The sequence below is a fragment of the Streptomyces plumbidurans genome (assembly GCF_019857225.1).
GTDB classification, from domain to species: domain Bacteria; phylum Actinomycetota; class Actinomycetes; order Streptomycetales; family Streptomycetaceae; genus Streptomyces; species Streptomyces plumbidurans.
Map to the genome: position 1 here is coordinate 178493 of NZ_JAFJSY010000009.1, position 16701 is coordinate 195193.

The window sequence follows — 16701 nt, forward strand, 5'->3', positions numbered from 1 at the left end:
CGAATTCGTAAGGTGTGCGTGCCCAGTAGGGCACTTACATGCGCGCGTGCGTGCGTTCTTCGTCGTGGGGGAGATACATGGCCATCGCCGGTCTGAGACGTGCCGCCCGGGAGAGCGTCTCGGGGCTCCCCCGCGCGTTCTGGTGGCTGTGGACGAGCACCCTCGTCAACCGGCTCGGCGCCTTCGTCGCCACCTTCATGGCCCTGTATCTGACGGTCGACCGCGGATACTCCGCCTCCTACGCCGGCCTCGTCGCCTCCCTCTACGGCCTCGGCGGCGTCGTCTCCTCGCTGGGGGGCGGCGTGATGACCGACCGGCTCGGCAGACGGCCCACCCTGCTGATCGCCCAGTCCTCCACCGCCGCCTCGGTCGCACTGCTCGGCTTCATGCAGGGCCCGGTCGCCATCGCCGCGGTCGCGTTCCTGGTGGGCATGGCGTCGAACGCCTCGCGGCCCGCCGTGCAGGCGATGATGGCCGACATCGTGCGGCCCGAGGACCGGGTGCGCGCCTTCTCCCTGAACTACTGGGCCATCAACCTCGGCTTCGCCGTCTCCTCCACGGCCGCCGGCTTCATCGCCGAGGTCAGCTATCGCGCCGGGTTCCTGATCGAGGCCGGCATGACGACCCTGTGCGCCGTCGTGGTGTTCCTGAAGCTGCCCGAGTCGCGGCCGCAGCGGACGGCGACCGACAAGGCCGCGGACGAGGTCGGGCTCGGGACCGTGCTGCGCGACGGGCGCTACATGGGCGTCGTCGGCCTGTCCTTCCTCGTCGCCGTCGTCTTCCAGCAGGGCGCGGTCGGGCTTCCGGTCGCGATGGGCAAGGCCGGGTTCACCCCCGCCGACTACGGCATGGCGATCGCCGTCAACGGCGTCCTCATCGTCGCGCTGCAGATCCCCGTCACCCGGTTCATCGAGAAGCGGGACCCGCGACGGCTCCTCGTCGTCTCGTCGGTCCTGGCGGGCTACGGCTTCGGGCTCACCGCCTTCGCCGGGTCGGTCGGCCTCTTCGCGCTCACCGTGTGCGTGTGGACACTCGCCGAGATCGTCAACGCGCCGACGCAGACGAGCCTGGTCGTCCGGCTCTCCCCGGTGCACGGACGCGGCCGCTACCAGGGCATGTACACCCTGTCCTGGTCCCTCGCCGCGCTGATCGCTCCCCTGATGTCCGGCCTCGTCATCGACCGCTTCGGGGCCGAGTGGCTGTGGGGGCTGTGCGCGGTGGTCGGCACGGTGGCGGCGGCCGGGTACGGCGTCCTGATGCGGCGCCTGCCCGCGGCGCCGACGGCCACCGCGGTGCCCGCCACCACCACCGGGGCGGCGGAGGTCACCGCGGGCTGAGACCCCATGGATGCACCCTCGAACTGCAGCCTCACGGGTGCACCCTCGAACCGAAATCTCACGGATGCATCCGCGCCCCCTTGATCACCTTGTCCACCGCGTTCTTCGGCCCGTACACCGCCAGCCCCACCAGGTCCAGGTCGTCCGTGCCGACGGCCCGCACCGCCGCCCGGTTGTCGCGGTCGTTGCCCGTGGTGAACAGGTCGGAGGTGAAGAGCGAGCGCGGCAGGGCCCGGGACAGCGCCCGGCGGTGGGCCGCCGTCAGGGTCTCCTTGGTGCCCTCGAAGACCAGCACGGGCTGGCGGAACATCGGCAGGTACTGGACGTCGTCCGCGTCCACGTAGGGCTCGCCGATCACCTCGGGGATCTGCGAGCCCAGGCCGCTGACCAGGAACGCGGTGACGTTCAGGCGCTGCCAGGGCTCCAGGTCCTCGCGCAGCAGGACGGCGATCTTGGTGTCGAAACGGATGGGTGTGTCGTCGCTCATACACCGAGACTGCCGACCGGACCCCGCGCGCGTCTTGTACGTTCTTTGCATGGCCCCGCAGCCGGAAGTCTCCGCCTGGCGGCCCCGTGTACCCGGCGTCGTCGAGGTCTTCCACGCCCACTTCACCGAGTACGCCTACCCGATGCACGTCCACGAGGCGTGGACCCTGCTGATCGTGGACGACGGGGCCGTACGGTACGACCTGGAGCGGCACCAGCACGGCACTCCGCACGACACGGTCTCGCTGCTACCGCCGCACGTCCCGCACAACGGCTCCCCCGCCACCCCGCACGGCTTCCGCAAGCGGGTCCTGTATCTCGACGACACCCGCATCCCCGACGACCTCATCGGCGCCGCCGTCGACCAGCCCGACCTGCGCGATCCCGTGCTGCGGACCCGCGTCGGCCAGTTGCACGCGGCCCTGGCGCACGCCGGGGACGAACTGGAGGCCGAGAGCCGGCTGACGCTCATCGGGGAGCGGCTGCGCACCCATCTGCGGCCGCGCGACGTCGCCGACGCGCCCCGCTCCGACCCCGCGCTCGCCCGCCGGCTGCGCGAACTCCTCGACGAGCACGTCGTCGACGGCCTCACCCTGGACGAGGCCGCGGCTCTCGTGCACGCCCATCCCGCCCATCTGGTACGGGCGTTCAGCACCGCCTACGGCATCGCGCCGCACCAGTACCTGAACTCCCGGCGCGTCGGCCGCGCCCGCCGCCTGCTGCTCGACGGCCTGCCCGCGGGCGAGGTCGCCTCCGCGACCGGGTTCTTCGACCAGTCCCATCTGACCCGGCACTTCCGGAAGTTGGTGGGGGTCACGCCGGGCCACTACTCCCGGACGGCGCGCGGCTGACCCCACCCACCGGCGTCCCGGCGGCCTACAACTCCCGTTGTGCCTCGTACAAGTTGCGCGGCCTGACCGCGTCCGTCGTGGGATACAGCTCCAGCCGTGCGTGCAGATCGCCCGTGAAGTCGGGTACGTCGATCTGGTCGAACTCCCTTACCTCGTCGACGCCGACGGTGGCGGAGTACGGGGCCAGGTCGTCGATCTTCACCAGCCCCGCCCTGCCGTTGGTCACGCGCACGTTCCAGTGCGTGAACCGGGCGCCGAAGAGCGGACCGGCGCTCGCGTCGCCGCCGTGGCGGCCGTTGTTGTTCACCGTGATGTCGGTGCGGACGTTGGCGAAGGGCAGACCGCGGTGGCTGTCGAAGGTGCCCATCTGCATGTCGCCGCGCGACCAGACGTTGTGGGAGGAGAGGCCCTCGACGTTGATGCCGTGCAGCTGGGTGTCGGCGGGCGCCGGGACCGTGCGCTGCTCAATGGTGAAGTCCTCGATCAGGTTGTCGTGCGAGCCCTCGCGGCAGAAGTACGGGTGGTGCTCGCCGCGTCCGCCGACCCGGGTCCGGCGCAACGTGCACGCGGACGCGGCCACCAGACCGAAGCCGTTGTCCACGTCGCGGACGGTGACGTCGTCCACCCAGCAGTCGTACGTGCACTGCAGCACGACGCCGTTGTAGCCCTTGTCGAGCAGGTGCGGGGACTGCGGGGTCGGGATCGCCTGCAGGGTGAGGCCCTCCACGCCGGAGCCCGTCAGCTCACGTACGTGGGTGGTGAGTTGAGGGTTCCATTCAGGACGCACGTCCAGCGGGAGCGGGCGCTCCAGGGTGACGGTGCGGCCGTGGACGCGGGCGATGCGCACGGGCCACTCGTGGGGGACGTAGCTCAGGAGCTTGGTCTTGTCCTCCCAGTAGTACGCCGCCGGGCCGGGGCCGCCGCCCGCCATGTGCTGCAGGAGTGTGTGAGTGGCGTCGTCGACGAGGCGGAGCAGGACCAGGGCGCCTGGGCGCAGGCGGGAGGGGTCGGCGACCTCGATGGTCCAGGAGCCCTGGCGGGCCGGTTCGATCGCCGTCAGCGCCTGCCACTCGTCCCGCTTGTTGCCGGTCCAGCCCTCGAAGGGCCAGGCCTGCGCCTTGATGGCGGCGACCAGGGAGTCCCAACGGGCCTTCGGCGCAAGCCAGATGAGACCGCCCGCCCAGGACCAGGACGACTTGGTGCCGCCGTAGCGGGAGCCGTAGGGGCCGATGAGTTCGGTGAGGTTCTTCGTGGCGTAGAGGGTCGTGCGGCCGCTTCCGGCGCCGCGCAGCACCACGTTGTCGTAGCCGATCCGGATCAGGTCGTCGATGCGGAAGGTGCCGGGCGGGATGGTGACCGTGCCACCGCCGGCCCTTCCGGCGGCGGCGATGGCACGGTTGATCGCGGGCGCGGAGTCGGTGCTGCCGTCCGCCACGGCTCCGTAGTCGCGTACGTCCGCCACGACGGGGCGCCGGGGGAAGCGGGTGGCTCCGCCGCGGAAGCCGGCCCGGCCGACGTACGGGATCTGCGGGTGGGTGTACGGCGTGCGGGTGAACTCCCGCCAGAGGGTGGGGACTTGGCCGCCGTGCCGCGGGGTGGCGAGTGCGGGCGTGCCGGTCGCCGCGGCGGCGGCCACCGCCGTGGCGGTGACGAGGAGGCTGCGCCTGGTGATGCCGTGGTGCGCCGTGCTCATTCCGTACGCCCTTTCCATGCGGCTCTTCACGCTGCTTTTCATGGATGTGAACGACGTTCATATGTGCGTTGGTCGTGAGCATGGCATGGAGCCCCTGGGGCAGGGAAGAGCCCTGCAGGGGTTGATCGGGCGGGACAGTCGCGTCAGTCAGTCGGCCGCTGGGTCAGGTGCGTGAACGCGTCGAGGTTGCGGGTCGATTCGCCGCGCGACACCCGCCACTCGTACTCCTTGCGGATCGCGGACGCGAAGCCGAGTTCCAGGAGGGTGTTGAAGCTGCCGTCCGCCGCTTCCAGGACCTGGCCGAGGAGGCGGTCGAGCTCTTCGGGGGTGATGGCTGACAGGGGCAGCTTGCCGGTGACGTAGATGTCGCCGAGCCGGTCGACGGCGTAACTCACGCCGTACAGCTTGAGGTTGCGCTCCAGGAGCCAGCGGTGGACGCCGGGTTCGTTCTCGTCGGGGTGGCGGATGACGAAGGCGTTCAAGGAGAGGGAGTGGCGGCCGACGAGGAGGGAGAGGGTCGTCTTCAGCTTGCGGGTTCCCGGGAGCTGCACGACGTAGTTGCCCTCTGCGGGGCTCTCCCATTCGAGCTCGGCGTCCTTGAGGACGCCCTCGATCACCTGGGCCGCATTCTGTGCATCAGCCATGGTGGGAGCGTACGCGACGGCGGTGCGCCTGCATCGCGGCCGTGTAGACGTCCGCCGTCGCGGCGGCCGCGGTGTCCCAGCCGAAGCACTGCGCATGCCGGGCGGCCTCTCCGCCCATGCGCGTGAGGAGGGCCGGATCGTCGGCGAAATCGCCGAGTGCGCGCGCGTAGTCGGCGGGGTTGTGGCCGCGTACGAGGACTCCGGTCCGTCCGTCGCGGACGGCCACCGGGAGCCCGCCGACGGACGCCGCCAGTACGGGCGTGCCGGCGGCCTGCGCCTCTATGGCGACGAGGCCGAAGGACTCGCTGTACGACGGCATGACCAGGACGGAGGCCGCCCGGAACCAGTCCGCAAGCTGCTCCTGGTTCACGGGCGGGCGGAAGCGTACGACGTCGGCGATGCCGAGGCGGGCAGCGAGTTTCTGCAGGCCCTCGGGCTTGGCGAGGCCGCTGCCGCTGGGGCCGCCGACGATGGGGACCACGATGCGCGAGCGCAGTTCGGGGCGCTCGTCGAGGAGTGCCGCCACCGCGCGAAGGAGGATGTCGGGGGCCTTGAGGGGCTGGATGCGGCCCGCGAAGAGGGGGACGAGGGCATCCTGCGGGAGGTCGAGGCGGGCGCGGGCCGCCGCGCGGCCGTCGGCGGGGCGGAAGCGGCCGAGGTTCACGCCGGGGTGGACGACGGCGACCTTGGCGGGGTCGGCGCTGTAGTGGCGTACGAGTTCGTCGGCCTCTTCGGCGGTGTTGGCGATGAGGCGGTCGGCGGCGTCCACGATCTGGGTCTCGCCGATGACGCGGGCGGCGGGCTCCGGGGTGTCGCCGTCGGCGAGGTTGGCGTTCTTGACCTTGGCCATGGTGTGCATGGCGTGCACGAGGGGGACGCCCCAGCGCTGGGCGGCGAGCCAGCCCACGTGGCCGGAGAGCCAGTAGTGGGAGTGGACGAGGTCGTAGTAGCCGGGGCGGTGGCCTGCCCAGGCCTGCATCACGCCGTGGGTGAAGGCGCAGAGCTGGGCCGGGAGGTCCTCCTTGGCGAGGCCCTCGTAGGGGCCCGCGTCGATGTGGCGGACGAGGACGCCGGGGGCCAGCTCCACGGTCGGGGGGAGGGCGGCGGCGGTGGCGCGGGTGAAGATCTCCACCTCGATGTTGATGGCGGCGAGGCGCTGCGCGAGCTCGACGATGTAGACGTTCATGCCGCCGGCGTCGCCTGTGCCGGGCTGGTGCAGGGGGGAGGTGTGCACGGACAGCATGGCTACGCGGCGGGGGCGGCGGTGGAGCCTGAGTCGCGGGGGCGTTGCCTGGGAGCGTCGCCCGAGCCTGCTGACGTACTGGCTCACGTGGCGGTCCTCCTTGTGCGGGCATGCCTGGGGGAGGGTGGGGGCCCTCCAAGGGAGGAACAGCGGAGGGGTGGGTTCCCATTCCGGGGTGGGGGGATTTTGCCTAGGTATTACTGGGGGTCGGTCAACTGTTCGGGGGTGTGGTGCGTGGGGGGTGGTTTTTGGGCGGGGTGCCTGCGGCGGCCTGCGCGGGTTGTGGATTGCCTTGCGGCGGCTGCCTGCGGCGGCCTGTGCGGGTGTGTGGGGGTGCGCGATGCCTGCGGCGGCCTGAACGGTTTGTGGGAGTGCGCACAGAATGCCTGCGGCGGCCTGTGCGGGTGTGTGGGGGTGCGCGTTGCGCTGTCTCGTTCGTCGTGGGTCGGGGCCGCCCCGGGGGGTATCCGTCCTCGGTCGGGCGGTTCTGTTTGCTTGTGGAGTGCTGTGGGCGGACGCCCGCCGCTGCGGGCGGACACCCCCCGGTACGTCCCCTGCTCGCCGTTGCGCAGGTGCGACCCCCCATATCCTCGTGCGTATGACCTCCCGTGCTGCTCGTCCCGTGGGTGCGGTCACTCGTGGGACCACCAATCCGAATCGGTTGCGGCGGATGGATCGGTGGATCGTGGCTACGCATGGGGCTGCTTTGCGGCGGGCGGGTTCTTGTGTGGCTGTCGATCTTGGGTTTGGGGCTGCGCCTTGGACTGCTGTGGAGTTGCTGGGGCGGCTTCGGGGGGTGGCGCCCGGGGTGCGGGTGGTGGGGGTGGAGATCGAGCCCGAGCGCGTGGCTGCCGCCAAGGTGTATGAGCGGGACGGGCTTTCGTTTGTGCACGGGGGGTTTGAGGTGCCTGTGGGCGGGGCCTTGATGTTGGTGCGGGCTGCCAATGTGCTTCGGCAGTATGAGGAAGGTGCCGTTGCTGGGGTTTGGTCGCGTCTGTGCTCGCGGCTTGCGCCTGGGGGGATGGTTGTTGAGGGGACCTGTGATGAGGTCGGGCGGCGGCATGTGTGGGTGGCGCTCGGGGCGGAGGGGCCCCGGACCGTTACGTTCGCGGCGCGGTTGGGGTCGCTTGAGCGACCGTCCGATCTTGCGGAGCGGCTGCCCAAGGCGTTGATCCATCGCAATGTGCCCGGGGAAGCCGTGCATGCGTTTCTACGTGACTTCGATCGGGCGTGGGCTGCGGCGGCGCCGTACGCCTCGTACGGAGCTCGGCAGCGGTGGGTGCGGGCCGTGGGGGAATTGGGGAAGGACTGGCCGGTGGTCGATGGGCCGGTGCGGTGGCGGCAGGGGGAAGTGACGGTGGAGTGGGGAGCGTTGGCGCCTTGTGGGTGGGCAGCGGCGGGGTGACCTGCGAGGGAACGATCTCTGCGAGCTGTTCGTCACAGGGGTGGGGTGATCTTCATGGTGGGGGAAATCCGACTTGCTAGGTGCTCTGTCGTTTTGCGCTTCGCCGTGGCACTATCCCCCGTAAGTTACTGACGGTAAATCAGGTTGGGGGAAACGGGATGGGTGCGGGCAAGCGCGGGCTGATCGCGACAGCCGTGACCGTGGTCTGCGCGGTCACCCTGCTGGCGGCCCCGGGCACGGCGTTCGCCAGCCCCGAGCCCTCGCCGTCGGTTTCCGCCGCTCCCGTGCCGGACAAGGACCTTGACGCCGTACGGAAGAAGCTGGACAGGCTGTACCACGACGCCGCCGTCGCGACTGATTCGTACAACGCGGCTGAGGAGAAGGCCCAGAAGCAGTCCGCGGCGATCGTCGAGTTGGCGAAGAAGATCGTCAAAGGGCAGAAGAAGCTGGCCGAGCTGAAGAAGCGGGCCGGGTCCGCGGCCGCCGCGCAGTATCGGACGGGCGGGATGCCCGACGACGCCCAACTGCTGCTGAGCGACAACCCGCAGCAGTTTCTCGACGGCGCCGGCCGGACCCTGCAGGGCGAGCGGGCCATAAGAGGGCTGATCGGTGAAATGACCCGCACCCAGCAGGACTTGGAGCAGTACGCCAAGGACGCCTCGGCCCAGTGGAAGCAGCTGGACGCCAACCGCAAGGCCAAGGACACCGCCCGCAAGCGGATCAAGAAGCAGATCGCTGCCGCCGAGAAGCTGCAGGACCGGCTGGAGAAGAAGGAGAAGGAGCGCCTCGCCGCGCTGGAGGAGGCGGCCGCTCTCAAGGCGCAGACCGCCTGGCTGGATTCCGGGGTCCTCGACGAGATCAAGGGGAAGGCCTCCGCGGACGGCAAGAAGGCCGTCGCGTACGCCACCGCCCAGATCGGCAAGCCGTACGAATGGGGCGCGGAGGGACCGAAGACGTACGACTGCTCCGGGCTCACCTCACAGGCGTGGGCCGATGCCGGTCGTCCCATTCCGCGGACCTCGCAGGAGCAGTGGAAGCAGCTCAAGCATGTGGACGTCAAGGACATGCGGCCCGGCGATCTGATCATTTACTTTCATGACGCCACCCATGTCGGGATGTACATCGGCGACGGCGCGATCGTGCACGCTCCGCGGCCCGGACGGACCGTGACCATCACCGGTGCCGGGTCCATGCCGATCCTCGGGGTGGTGCGCCCCGACGCCTGAGAGCCAGGTCACGTGACCTGGCGCACGCCGAACACCGCGGCAAACGCCCGGCGGACGTGACCTTCGTCATTCCCGCTGACGGCCTCCGGTGTCCAACTGCGGTACGGATCGCGGCATATGACGCTGGCGCCTCTCCAAGCGGCGTGTCTCACACCATTCCTTTACGGCACCGGCACCCGCTATGGTCCCCGTCGGTGGATCGAGATCTCTCGTCCGCCATGCCCTCGGGGGGAGGGAAGGAACTCAACACCATGCCCGCACCCATACCGCGGCAGAGAGCGATTCCGGCCGCGGAAAGTGGTCAGGCTCCGGTCGCGCCCACCAGCGGCACCTCCAAGGACGACACCCCGCGCAAGGAAGCAAAGGTCGACAACAACCCCGCCAACCCCAATCTGACGCTGCTGCTGATCGAGGACGATCCCGGCGGCTCAGCGGTCGTACCCGAGCTGCAGGACGCGGCCGGGCGGCCGATCCGCGTCCGCACCGCCCGCAACCTCACCGAGGCCGAGCGGCTGCTGACCGACGACGTCCACTGCATCCTGCTGGACCTCGCGCTGCCGGCTCCGGGCCGCGGCGCCGACGAGGACGAGCTCGCCGTGCTCCGGCACGTGCTGGAGCTCGCGCCCCGGCACGCCGTGCTCGCGCTCACCGCGTCCGGCGATGCCGAGCGCGGCGCAGAGGCGGTACGGGTCGGCGCCCAGGACTACCTCCACCGCGACGAACTCGACGCCCGGCTGCTGAGCCGTGCGATCCGCTACGCGGTGGAGAGGAAACGTTCCGACTCGGCGGAGCGGCGACTCGCCGAGGGCCGGGTACGCGCCCAGGAGAACCGCCGCCTGGAGCGCGGGCTGCTGCCGACGCCGCTGCTGGAGGGCTCGTCCCTGCGGTTCGCCGCCAAGTACCGCCCCGGCCGCTCGCGCGCACTGCTCGGCGGGGACTTCTACGACGTCGTACGCACCCCCGACGGAACCGTCCACGCCATGATCGGCGACGTCTCCGGGCACGGCCCGGACGAGGCGGCACTCGGCGTGGAGCTGCGCATCGCCTGGCGCGCCCTGACCCTGGCGGGCCTGTGCGGCGACCAGCTGCTGGGCACGCTGCAGCAGGTGCTGGAGCACGAGCGCTCCGACGAGGAGATCTTCGCGACCCTGTGCACGGTGGACATCTCCCCCGACGGGCGCCGCGCCGGCCTGTGCCTGGCCGGGCACCCCTCCCCGCTGCTCGCCGGACCGGGCCGTCCCGCCCAGCTGCTTCCGTACGACAACAACGGCCCCGCGCTCGGCATGCTGCCGGGCACTCGCTGGCCGCGGATGCAGGTGGACCTGGGGCGGGAGTGGAGCCTGATGCTCTACACCGACGGTCTGATCGAGGGCCGGATCGGCCCGGGCAAGGAGCGGCTCGGCCAGGACGGCATGGCGGAGATGGTGCGGCGCCAGATGGCCGCCGGCCTGAGCGGGGAAGGGCTGCTGCGGGAGGCCGTGAACGAGGTGCGTGAGCTCAATGGGGGCGAGCTGGCGGATGACGTGGCGGTGTTGATGCTGAGTCGGGGCGTTTGAGCGGGGCGCGTGGGCTTCGACTTCAGCGGCCGCCGTTGTACGGGCCGTACGGGCCGTCGCTGCTGGAGCCGCGGCGACTGCGGCCGCCGCCCGGGAGGCTGCGCAGGGCCGGACGGACGTCGACCATGTACACGATCGTGGCGACGAGGCCGATGACCGGCAGGAACGACAGAATGTTGAATATCAGGTTCACCACGAAGGCGAGCCCGAGGACGATCAGCCAGAACGGCTTCGTCTTCTTGTCGGCCGCGCGATAGGCGTCCTCGCGGCGCGTGGCGGCGTCGATCAGCGCGAAGCCGCTGAAAAGGATCAGGGCCACGCTCAGCAGCCACATGAACCCTGCGAACCCCTGCATCAGCACTACGTCCACCACCAGACTCGGCTTGTTCCTACGCGGTCACCGTACCCGTTCCCACCAGACCGTTACACGGAGAACGGGCCGGGCTCCCAAGGAGTGCCCGACCCGTTACCGATCACCCGTTGGTGTTACTTCGCGGGCGGCGTGGTCTTCTTCGCGGTGGTGGTCTTGCGGGCCGGCGCCTTCTTGGCGACGGGCTTCTTCACCGGAGCCGGCTCGACCTTGGCCTCGGCAGTGGGCTTCGCCTGGGCGGCGGGCTTGGCCTGGGCGGGCTTGGTCTCCGTCTTGACCTGGACCGGCTCGGCCTTGGGCTCGACGGCGACCGCGAGGTCCTCGATGTCCTCGGCGGCCTCGCCGCGCCAGGTCCGCACGGCCTGCTCGCCGTGTTCGGCGACCTTCTCGTAGGTCTCGCGGGCCTTGACGGCGTACTCGGCGGCGACGCCGACACCGCGCAGCGCGAAGTCCTGGGCCGACTCGCCGAACTTCTTCAGGTCGGCGTCGAGGGTGGAGCCGAGCTTCTTGATGTCGCCGTCGAGGGCGGCGAGGAAGTCGGTGACCTTGGCCTGCAGGGTCTCCTGCGTCTCCTTGACACGCGCCTGCGTCTCCCTGACGCGGGCCTGGGCCTTCTCCTGGACGGCCTTCGTGTCGGTGTTGCGGACCGCCTCGAAACGGGCCGGGGCCTCGGCGCGCAGCTGCTCCACGAGGCCGGGCACCTTCTTGGCCTGCTGGAGGGCCAGGTCGGCGGTGCCGGCGGCGAAGTAGAGCGGCGTCGGGTCGCTGAGGGTCTTGCGGAGGTCGTCGGTGATGGCCATGGTGATGGTCCTCCCGGTTGCTTTGAGCTGAGGGTTTTGGGTTCCGCGGGCGGCTCGGCCGGTCTGCTCAACCGGTGGGCTGCTGCGGGTCGTGCGGTGCGGCATCGTCGCCGTCGGACGTACGGGTGCGGCGCGTGGCGGGCTTGCGTCCGCCGGCCGTGCGGGTCTTGCGGGGGCGGCGCTCGCCGGTTGCCTCGCCGGCGCCCTTGCGGGCGCGGCGTATGGCGGTGTCGTCGTCCTCGGTGTCGCCGGCGACTTCGGTGTCCTGAGCCGCGGCGGGAGCCGGGCCGGGCTCGGCGGCCAGAACCACCGCGTCGGCCTCCGGGGCCTGATCGGTCGCGTCGTCCTGGGCGCCGCTGCCGAATCCGTTCTCCTTGCGGAAGGACTCGTAGATCTGGAGCAGCACCTGCTTCTGCCGCTCGTTCAGCGTGGGGTCGGCGAGGATGACGGCGCGGGTCTCGACCTCGTCCCGGTCCCGCTCGGCGTCGAGGATGCCGGCGCGCACGTACAGCGTCTCGGCGGAGATCCGCAGCGCCTTGGCGACCTGCTGCAGCACCTCCGCGCTCGGCTTGCGCAGCCCGCGCTCGATCTGGCTCAGATACGGATTGGACACCCCGGCGGCATCGGCGAGCTGCCTGAGCGACAGCTGCGCGGTGCGCCGCTGCTCGCGCAGGTATTCACCAAGATTGCCGACGTTGAGCGATGCCATGCCTCCACCATGCCCCACCCTCGCTAACTATTGCAAGCACCCGCTTGCAAAAGTGCGCCACGCCACTCTTACGGGGGCTGTTGACCTAGCGTTCCGCCATGACCACACCAGACCCCGGCACTGACGATGAGGCCAGAGTGACCATCCGCTGCCAGGAGAACGCGTCCGTCGGCGTGACGTTCTGCGACCGGTTCAGCTTCGACGCTGACTCCGTGCACTACGCCGTTGAGCTGCGGGCCCCCGGTCTGACCGCTCGTGTCGACGAGGTCGTCGCCTGGGTCTGGGACAGCGATCTGGCCCCGTTCCTGGAAGAGCTTGCAGCCGACTACCGGGGCTGGGACGGCGAACGGAGCTGGCGGAACAACGACCGAGACCTGATGGTGTCGGCGGTCCACCGGTCCGGCGGCCACGTCGGGGTGACGTGGGCCGTGCGGCCGTGGCCGCAGGCCGCCGGCGGCTGGGGCGCCTCGGTGACCACCTGGCTGGAGGCCGGCGAGCAGATGGCTTCCTTGGCTGCCGATGTGCGGGCCTTCCTCTCCGGGGCACCACGGTGACAGCCGGCATACGCATCACCTGGACGCTGGGGGCACATGGGTGGGCCGACTGTGTCGTTGAGGACCATCAGGCGAAGGCGGAGCTGAGCGCGTCCTACATCAGCAACGCGCCCGAAGAGTTCCTGACGGCGGTGGCCCGGCTCGTCGCGGGCGAGATGGAGACCCGGGCCCAGTTCGAGGCCGAGCCGACCGCTTACCGGTGGATCTTCTACCGCGAAGCTGCGGCTGCGACTGTCCGGATCCGCTTGCTGGAACTACGTCGCGGCAGCGACCACGACGACAAGGGCACCGCAATCTGGTCGTCCCGACTCCCCATCGATGCCCTCGCCCGGGCTGTCGTCCGCTGCTTCGACGAGGTCGTGCAGATCTACGGCGAGAGCGGCTACCGAGGCAAGTGGGGCGAGCACTTCCCCCGAACCGAACTCGAAGCCCTGCGACGCGTCTGGCGCGCTCGCCGCCGGCCACAGTGACGGCGCATCGCCACGTGGCGTGGACGCGATGTCGGTCGTAGCGATGAGTTTTGGGTGCATCCGGGGTCGATACGGCTGGACACACCGACGGCGGTGGGCCTGCGCTGGAGCGTTCCAGTGCTGGAGGGCGCAGGGAGGCAGTGATGGGCGTCGATGGCTTCAGGCAGGAACGGACCAGCTCGGGTGGCGGGCCGGGCGGGCCCCGGGTGCTGGTGGCGGGGGCGAGCGTCGCCGGGCCCGCGCTGGCTCACTGGCTGCGTCGGTGGGGAGCCGAGGTGACCGTGGTGGAGCGGGCGCCCGAGTTGCGTCCCGGTGGGCAGGCGGTGGACGCGCGCGGGGTGGCCAGGGAGGTCATCGCGCGGATGGGGCTGGACGCGGCGGTGCGCGCGGCGTGCACCGATACCGCCGGCGCGCACACCGTGGACGCGGACGGGCACGTGCTGGAGACCTTCCGTGCCGACGACGACGGTGGCGACGGGTTCATCGCGGACATCGAGATCCTGCGCGGGGACCTGGCTCGGGTGCTCTACGACGACACCCGCGACCACGTCGAGTACGTCTTCGGCGACCGGATCGCCGAACTCGCCCAGGACGCGGACGGGGTCGACGTGACCTTCGCGGGCGGCGACCGGCGGCGCTTCGACCTGGTGGTCGGGGCCGACGGGCTGCACTCGGAGCTGCGGGCGATGGTCTTCGGGCCGCCCGAGCGATTCCTCCGCCACCTCGGGCACGTGCTGGCCTTCTACAGCGTGCCCAACGAGTTCGGGCTGGACCGATGGCTGTTGGAGTACCAGGACCAGGAGTCCGGGCGCTCCGCCCTCCTGCGCCCCATCCAGGACGCCACCCGGGCGATGGCCATGTTCTACCTCGCCTCGTCCGACTTCGGCGTCGACTACCGTGACGTAGCGGCCCAGAAGGACCTGCTGCGTGAACGGATGGCCGGCCTGGGCTGGTTGACCCCGGACATCCTCGCGCACCTGGACGACACCCCGGACTTCTATCTCGACCAGGTCGCCCAGGTGGTGATGGACCGCTGGTCGAGTGGCCGGGTGGGGCTCCTCGGGGACGCGGCCTTCAGCTCCTCGCCGATGTCCGGGCAGGGCACCGGGCTCGCCCTGGTCGGCGCCTACGTACTGGCCGGTGAACTGGCCGCCGCCGGATGGGACCCCGCCACCGGGTTCGCCCGCTACGAGGCCCGGATGCGCTCGTTCGTCGAGGCCAACCAGGAGATCGGCCGCTTGAACGCCCGAAGCCGCGCCGTCCCCGGGCCCGACGCCGAACCCGTCCCCGACTTCACCGGCGAATGGTTCACCGAGTTGGTCGGGCGTGCGATCAACGGCGTCGAGCTGCCCGAGTACGCGGGGGTGCCGGGCTTCAAGGGGGTGCCGGGCTACGAGGGGGTTCCGGGCTACGCGGGGGTGCCGGACTCCGCGGCATCCGCGGGACCTCGTTGAAGTCCGCCGGTCATCGGCGATCTGCGGCCCTGTCGAACAGTGACTTGGACCAGAAGTAGCCGAGTGCGGCCAGTGCCAGGGACCAGGTGACGGCGAGCCAGCCGTTGTGGCCGATCTCGGTGCCGAGGAGCAGGCCGCGGAGGGTTTCGATGGCCGGGGTGAAGGGCTGGTACTCGGCGATGGGCTGGAACCACCCCGGCATCGCGTGGACCGGTACGAAGGCGCTGGAGATGAGGGGCAGGAAGATCAGCGGCATCGCGGAGTTGCTGGCCGCCTCGGCGTTGGGGCTGGACAGGCCCATGCCGACGGCGATCCAGGTCAGGGCGGTGGCGAAGAGCACCAGCAGGCCGAACGCCGCGAGCCATTCCAGGGCGGTGGCGTCCGTGGAGCGGAAACCGATGGCCACCGCCACGACTCCCACCAGGATCACGCTCATCACGCACTGCAGCACACTGCCGACGACGTGCCCGATGAGCACCGACCCGCGGTGGATCGCCATGGTGCGGAAGCGGGCGATGATCCCCTCGGTCATGTCCGTGGCCACGGAGACCGCGCTGCCGATCGTGGTGCTGCCGATGGTCATCAGCAGGAGACCGGGGACGAGGTACGCGATGTACGCCGACCGGTCGGCACCGCCCCCCATGCCCGCGCTCATGGTGTCGCCGAAGATGTAGACGAAGAGCAGCAACAGCATGACCGGTGTGAGCAGCAGGTTCAGCGTCAAGGACGGGTAGCGCCGGGCGTGCAGCAGGTTGCGGCGCAGCATCGTCGTCGAGTCGCGTACGGCGAGGGGGAGGCCGGCGGCCGGACGGGCTGGGGCCGGACGGGCGGGGGCGGTTTGGGTGCTCATCGGGCTTTCTCCTTGGGCTCGTTGACGCTGCTGCCGGGCTCGGTGACGCCACGGCTGGACTCGTTGGAGCTGCTGCTGGTGAGGGCGAAGAAGACGTCGTCGAGGTCGGGGGTGTGCACGGTCAGCTCGTCCGCCTCGATGCCCGCCGCCTCCAACCAGTCGAGGATCGAGCGCAGTTCGCGCTGGCTGCCGTCGCTGGGGATGTGCAGGGCGAGGGCCTCGTCGTCGCGGGTGGCCTCGGTCAGTTCGGTCGCCGCGCTCCGGTAGGCGGCCGGGTCGGTGAAGCGGAGCCGGATGTGGCCGCCGGGGATGAGCCGTTTCAGCTCCTCGGCGCTGCCTTCGGCGGCGATCCTGCCGTCGTGCAACACCGCGATACGGTCGGCGAGTTCGTCCGCCTCCTCCAGGTACTGGGTGGTCAGGAACACGGTGACGCCACCGGTGACGAGGTCGCGGATGATCTGCCACATGTTGTGCCGGGCCCGCGGGTCGAGGCCGGTGGTCGGCTCGTCCAGGAAGATGATCCGCGGGTCGCCGACCAGGGTCATCGCGATGTCCAGGCGGCGCTTCATACCACCGGAGTAGGTGGCGGCGGGCTTCTTCGCCGCCTCGGTGAGGTCGAAGCGCTCCAGGAGTTCGGCGGCGACCCGTCGCCCCTCGCGCCGGGGCAGGTGGTGCAGGTCGGCCATCAGCAGCATGTTCTCCTCCCCGGTGATCAGCCCGTCCACGGCGGAGAACTGGCCGGTGACACCGATCGCGGCGCGTACCGCCTGCGGGTCGGCGGACAGATCGTGCCCCGCGACCTGGGCCTGCCCGCCGTCGGCGGAGATGAGCGTGGAGAGGATCTGCACGGTGGTGGTCTTGCCGGCGCCGTTCGGACCGAGCAGCGCGAACACGGAACCCGCGGGGATACGCAGATCGATCCCGTCGAGCACGGTCTTGTCGCCGTAGGACTTGCGCAGTCCGACCGCGGAGACGGCGGCGGACGACTGCGAGCCGTCACCGCGACTGGACGTGGGCATGACAGAGGCAGGCATGGCGCCCTCCCGTTCGAAG

Annotated in this window: 17 protein-coding genes; 8 read left to right on the plus strand and 9 right to left on the minus strand. The window is 70.6% G+C overall.

What is annotated here, in order from left to right; all coding sequences use genetic code 11:
* Positions 1-77 precede the first annotated feature (77 nt).
* Positions 78-1337 carry an MDR family MFS transporter gene (locus JYK17_RS08100; RefSeq protein WP_222810099.1) on the plus strand — a complete coding sequence of 420 codons (1260 nt, stop codon included), beginning with the start codon at positions 78-80 and terminating at the stop codon, positions 1335-1337.
* A 58-nt stretch (positions 1338-1395) separates the two neighbouring features.
* Here JYK17_RS08100 and JYK17_RS08105 read toward each other — a convergent pair whose 3' ends face one another.
* A complete protein-coding gene (locus JYK17_RS08105) occupies positions 1396-1824 on the minus strand; it encodes a DUF2000 family protein (protein ID WP_372464988.1) in 429 nt (142 codons plus the stop codon).
* Positions 1825-1873: 49 nt separating this feature from the next.
* Between JYK17_RS08105 and JYK17_RS08110 the strand changes: the two genes are divergently transcribed.
* Positions 1874-2674, plus strand: coding sequence for a helix-turn-helix transcriptional regulator (locus JYK17_RS08110; RefSeq protein ID WP_108008923.1), 801 nt, complete (start codon positions 1874-1876; stop codon positions 2672-2674).
* Between the two features lie 25 nt (positions 2675-2699).
* Here the strand turns inward: JYK17_RS08110 and JYK17_RS08115 are convergent, their stop codons facing one another.
* The 3 genes from JYK17_RS08115 to mshA all read right to left on the minus strand — a co-directional run bounded on the left by JYK17_RS08115 (position 2700) and on the right by mshA (position 6341).
* Positions 2700-4367: a glycosyl hydrolase family 28-related protein gene (locus JYK17_RS08115; protein ID WP_108008925.1), complete on the minus strand. Its 1668-nt coding sequence runs from the start codon at positions 4365-4367 to the stop codon at positions 2700-2702.
* 143 nt (positions 4368-4510) lie between these two features.
* Positions 4511-5011 (minus strand): type III secretion system chaperone family protein, encoded by a 501-nt coding sequence (locus JYK17_RS08120; protein ID WP_108008929.1) that lies wholly within the window; start codon positions 5009-5011, stop codon positions 4511-4513.
* On the minus strand, positions 5004-6341 hold the full coding sequence (mshA, locus tag JYK17_RS08125) for a D-inositol-3-phosphate glycosyltransferase (RefSeq protein ID WP_222810101.1): 1338 nt from the start codon (positions 6339-6341) through the stop codon (positions 5004-5006). Before mshA ends, JYK17_RS08120 begins: the two co-directional genes overlap by 8 nt.
* A gap of 511 nt (positions 6342-6852) precedes the next feature.
* Here mshA and JYK17_RS40435 point away from each other — a divergent pair.
* From JYK17_RS40435 to JYK17_RS08135, 3 genes are all read left to right on the plus strand, one after another.
* Positions 6853-7659: a class I SAM-dependent methyltransferase gene (locus JYK17_RS40435; RefSeq protein ID WP_234548046.1), complete on the plus strand. Its 807-nt coding sequence runs from the start codon at positions 6853-6855 to the stop codon at positions 7657-7659.
* Positions 7660-7817: 158 nt separating this feature from the next.
* A complete protein-coding gene (locus tag JYK17_RS08130; protein ID WP_222810102.1) occupies positions 7818-8885 on the plus strand; it encodes a C40 family peptidase in 1068 nt (355 codons plus the stop codon).
* A gap of 251 nt (positions 8886-9136) precedes the next feature.
* Positions 9137-10441, plus strand: a complete 1305-nt coding sequence (locus JYK17_RS08135) for a PP2C family protein-serine/threonine phosphatase (protein WP_108008933.1) — start codon at positions 9137-9139, stop codon at positions 10439-10441.
* A gap of 22 nt (positions 10442-10463) precedes the next feature.
* On the opposite strand, the gene JYK17_RS08140 is transcribed toward JYK17_RS08135, so the two are convergent.
* The 3 genes from JYK17_RS08140 to JYK17_RS08150 form a co-directional block, all read right to left on the minus strand.
* Positions 10464-10796, minus strand: a complete 333-nt coding sequence (locus JYK17_RS08140; RefSeq protein WP_181362397.1) for a DUF2516 family protein — start codon at positions 10794-10796, stop codon at positions 10464-10466.
* 131 nt (positions 10797-10927) lie between these two features.
* Positions 10928-11611, minus strand: coding sequence for a hypothetical protein (locus JYK17_RS08145; RefSeq protein WP_108008935.1), 684 nt, complete (start codon positions 11609-11611; stop codon positions 10928-10930).
* 67 nt (positions 11612-11678) lie between these two features.
* Positions 11679-12320 carry a helix-turn-helix domain-containing protein gene (locus tag JYK17_RS08150; RefSeq protein ID WP_222810103.1) on the minus strand — a complete coding sequence of 214 codons (642 nt, stop codon included), beginning with the start codon at positions 12318-12320 and terminating at the stop codon, positions 11679-11681.
* Between the two features lie 98 nt (positions 12321-12418).
* Here JYK17_RS08150 and JYK17_RS08155 point away from each other — a divergent pair, with 98 nt between their 5' ends.
* The 3 genes from JYK17_RS08155 to JYK17_RS08165 all read left to right on the plus strand — a co-directional run bounded on the left by JYK17_RS08155 (position 12419) and on the right by JYK17_RS08165 (position 14798).
* A complete protein-coding gene (locus JYK17_RS08155; RefSeq protein WP_164932192.1) occupies positions 12419-12874 on the plus strand; it encodes a DUF6228 family protein in 456 nt (151 codons plus the stop codon).
* On the plus strand, positions 12871-13344 hold the full coding sequence (locus tag JYK17_RS08160) for a hypothetical protein (protein ID WP_181362387.1): 474 nt from the start codon (positions 12871-12873) through the stop codon (positions 13342-13344). The genes JYK17_RS08155 and JYK17_RS08160 overlap by 4 nt, the downstream gene beginning before the upstream one ends.
* A 143-nt stretch (positions 13345-13487) precedes the next feature.
* On the plus strand, positions 13488-14798 hold the full coding sequence (locus JYK17_RS08165) for an FAD-dependent monooxygenase (RefSeq protein WP_234548045.1): 1311 nt from the start codon (positions 13488-13490) through the stop codon (positions 14796-14798).
* A gap of 10 nt (positions 14799-14808) precedes the next feature.
* Here JYK17_RS08165 and JYK17_RS08170 read toward each other — a convergent pair whose 3' ends face one another.
* Together JYK17_RS08170 and JYK17_RS08175 are read right to left on the minus strand one after the other, a co-directional pair.
* A complete protein-coding gene (locus JYK17_RS08170) occupies positions 14809-15648 on the minus strand; it encodes an ABC transporter permease (RefSeq protein ID WP_108008939.1) in 840 nt (279 codons plus the stop codon).
* Positions 15645-16682: an ATP-binding cassette domain-containing protein gene (locus JYK17_RS08175; protein ID WP_181362388.1), complete on the minus strand. Its 1038-nt coding sequence runs from the start codon at positions 16680-16682 to the stop codon at positions 15645-15647. Before JYK17_RS08175 ends, JYK17_RS08170 begins: the two co-directional genes overlap by 4 nt.
* Positions 16683-16701 lie beyond the last annotated feature (19 nt).

Bases quoted from the DNA above. Each gene is read 5' to 3' on its own strand.
- JYK17_RS08100 (WP_222810099.1), top strand. From the start codon at position 78: ATGGCCATCGCCGGTCTGAGACGTGCCGCCCGGGAGAGCGTCTCGGGG.
- JYK17_RS08105 (WP_372464988.1), bottom strand. From the start codon at position 1,824: ATGAGCGACGACACACCCATCCGTTTCGACACCAAGATCGCCGTCCTG.
- JYK17_RS08110 (WP_108008923.1), top strand. From the start codon at position 1,874: ATGGCCCCGCAGCCGGAAGTCTCCGCCTGGCGGCCCCGTGTACCCGGC.
- JYK17_RS08115 (WP_108008925.1), bottom strand. From the start codon at position 4,367: ATGAGCACGGCGCACCACGGCATCACCAGGCGCAGCCTCCTCGTCACC.
- JYK17_RS08120 (WP_108008929.1), bottom strand. From the start codon at position 5,011: ATGGCTGATGCACAGAATGCGGCCCAGGTGATCGAGGGCGTCCTCAAG.
- JYK17_RS40435 (WP_234548046.1), top strand. From the start codon at position 6,853: ATGACCTCCCGTGCTGCTCGTCCCGTGGGTGCGGTCACTCGTGGGACC.
- JYK17_RS08130 (WP_222810102.1), top strand. From the start codon at position 7,818: ATGGGTGCGGGCAAGCGCGGGCTGATCGCGACAGCCGTGACCGTGGTC.
- JYK17_RS08135 (WP_108008933.1), top strand. From the start codon at position 9,137: ATGCCCGCACCCATACCGCGGCAGAGAGCGATTCCGGCCGCGGAAAGT.
- JYK17_RS08140 (WP_181362397.1), bottom strand. From the start codon at position 10,796: ATGCAGGGGTTCGCAGGGTTCATGTGGCTGCTGAGCGTGGCCCTGATC.
- JYK17_RS08145 (WP_108008935.1), bottom strand. From the start codon at position 11,611: ATGGCCATCACCGACGACCTCCGCAAGACCCTCAGCGACCCGACGCCG.
- JYK17_RS08150 (WP_222810103.1), bottom strand. From the start codon at position 12,320: ATGGCATCGCTCAACGTCGGCAATCTTGGTGAATACCTGCGCGAGCAG.
- JYK17_RS08155 (WP_164932192.1), top strand. From the start codon at position 12,419: ATGACCACACCAGACCCCGGCACTGACGATGAGGCCAGAGTGACCATC.
- JYK17_RS08165 (WP_234548045.1), top strand. From the start codon at position 13,488: ATGGGCGTCGATGGCTTCAGGCAGGAACGGACCAGCTCGGGTGGCGGG.
- JYK17_RS08170 (WP_108008939.1), bottom strand. From the start codon at position 15,648: ATGAGCACCCAAACCGCCCCCGCCCGTCCGGCCCCAGCCCGTCCGGCC.
- JYK17_RS08175 (WP_181362388.1), bottom strand. From the start codon at position 16,682: ATGCCTGCCTCTGTCATGCCCACGTCCAGTCGCGGTGACGGCTCGCAG.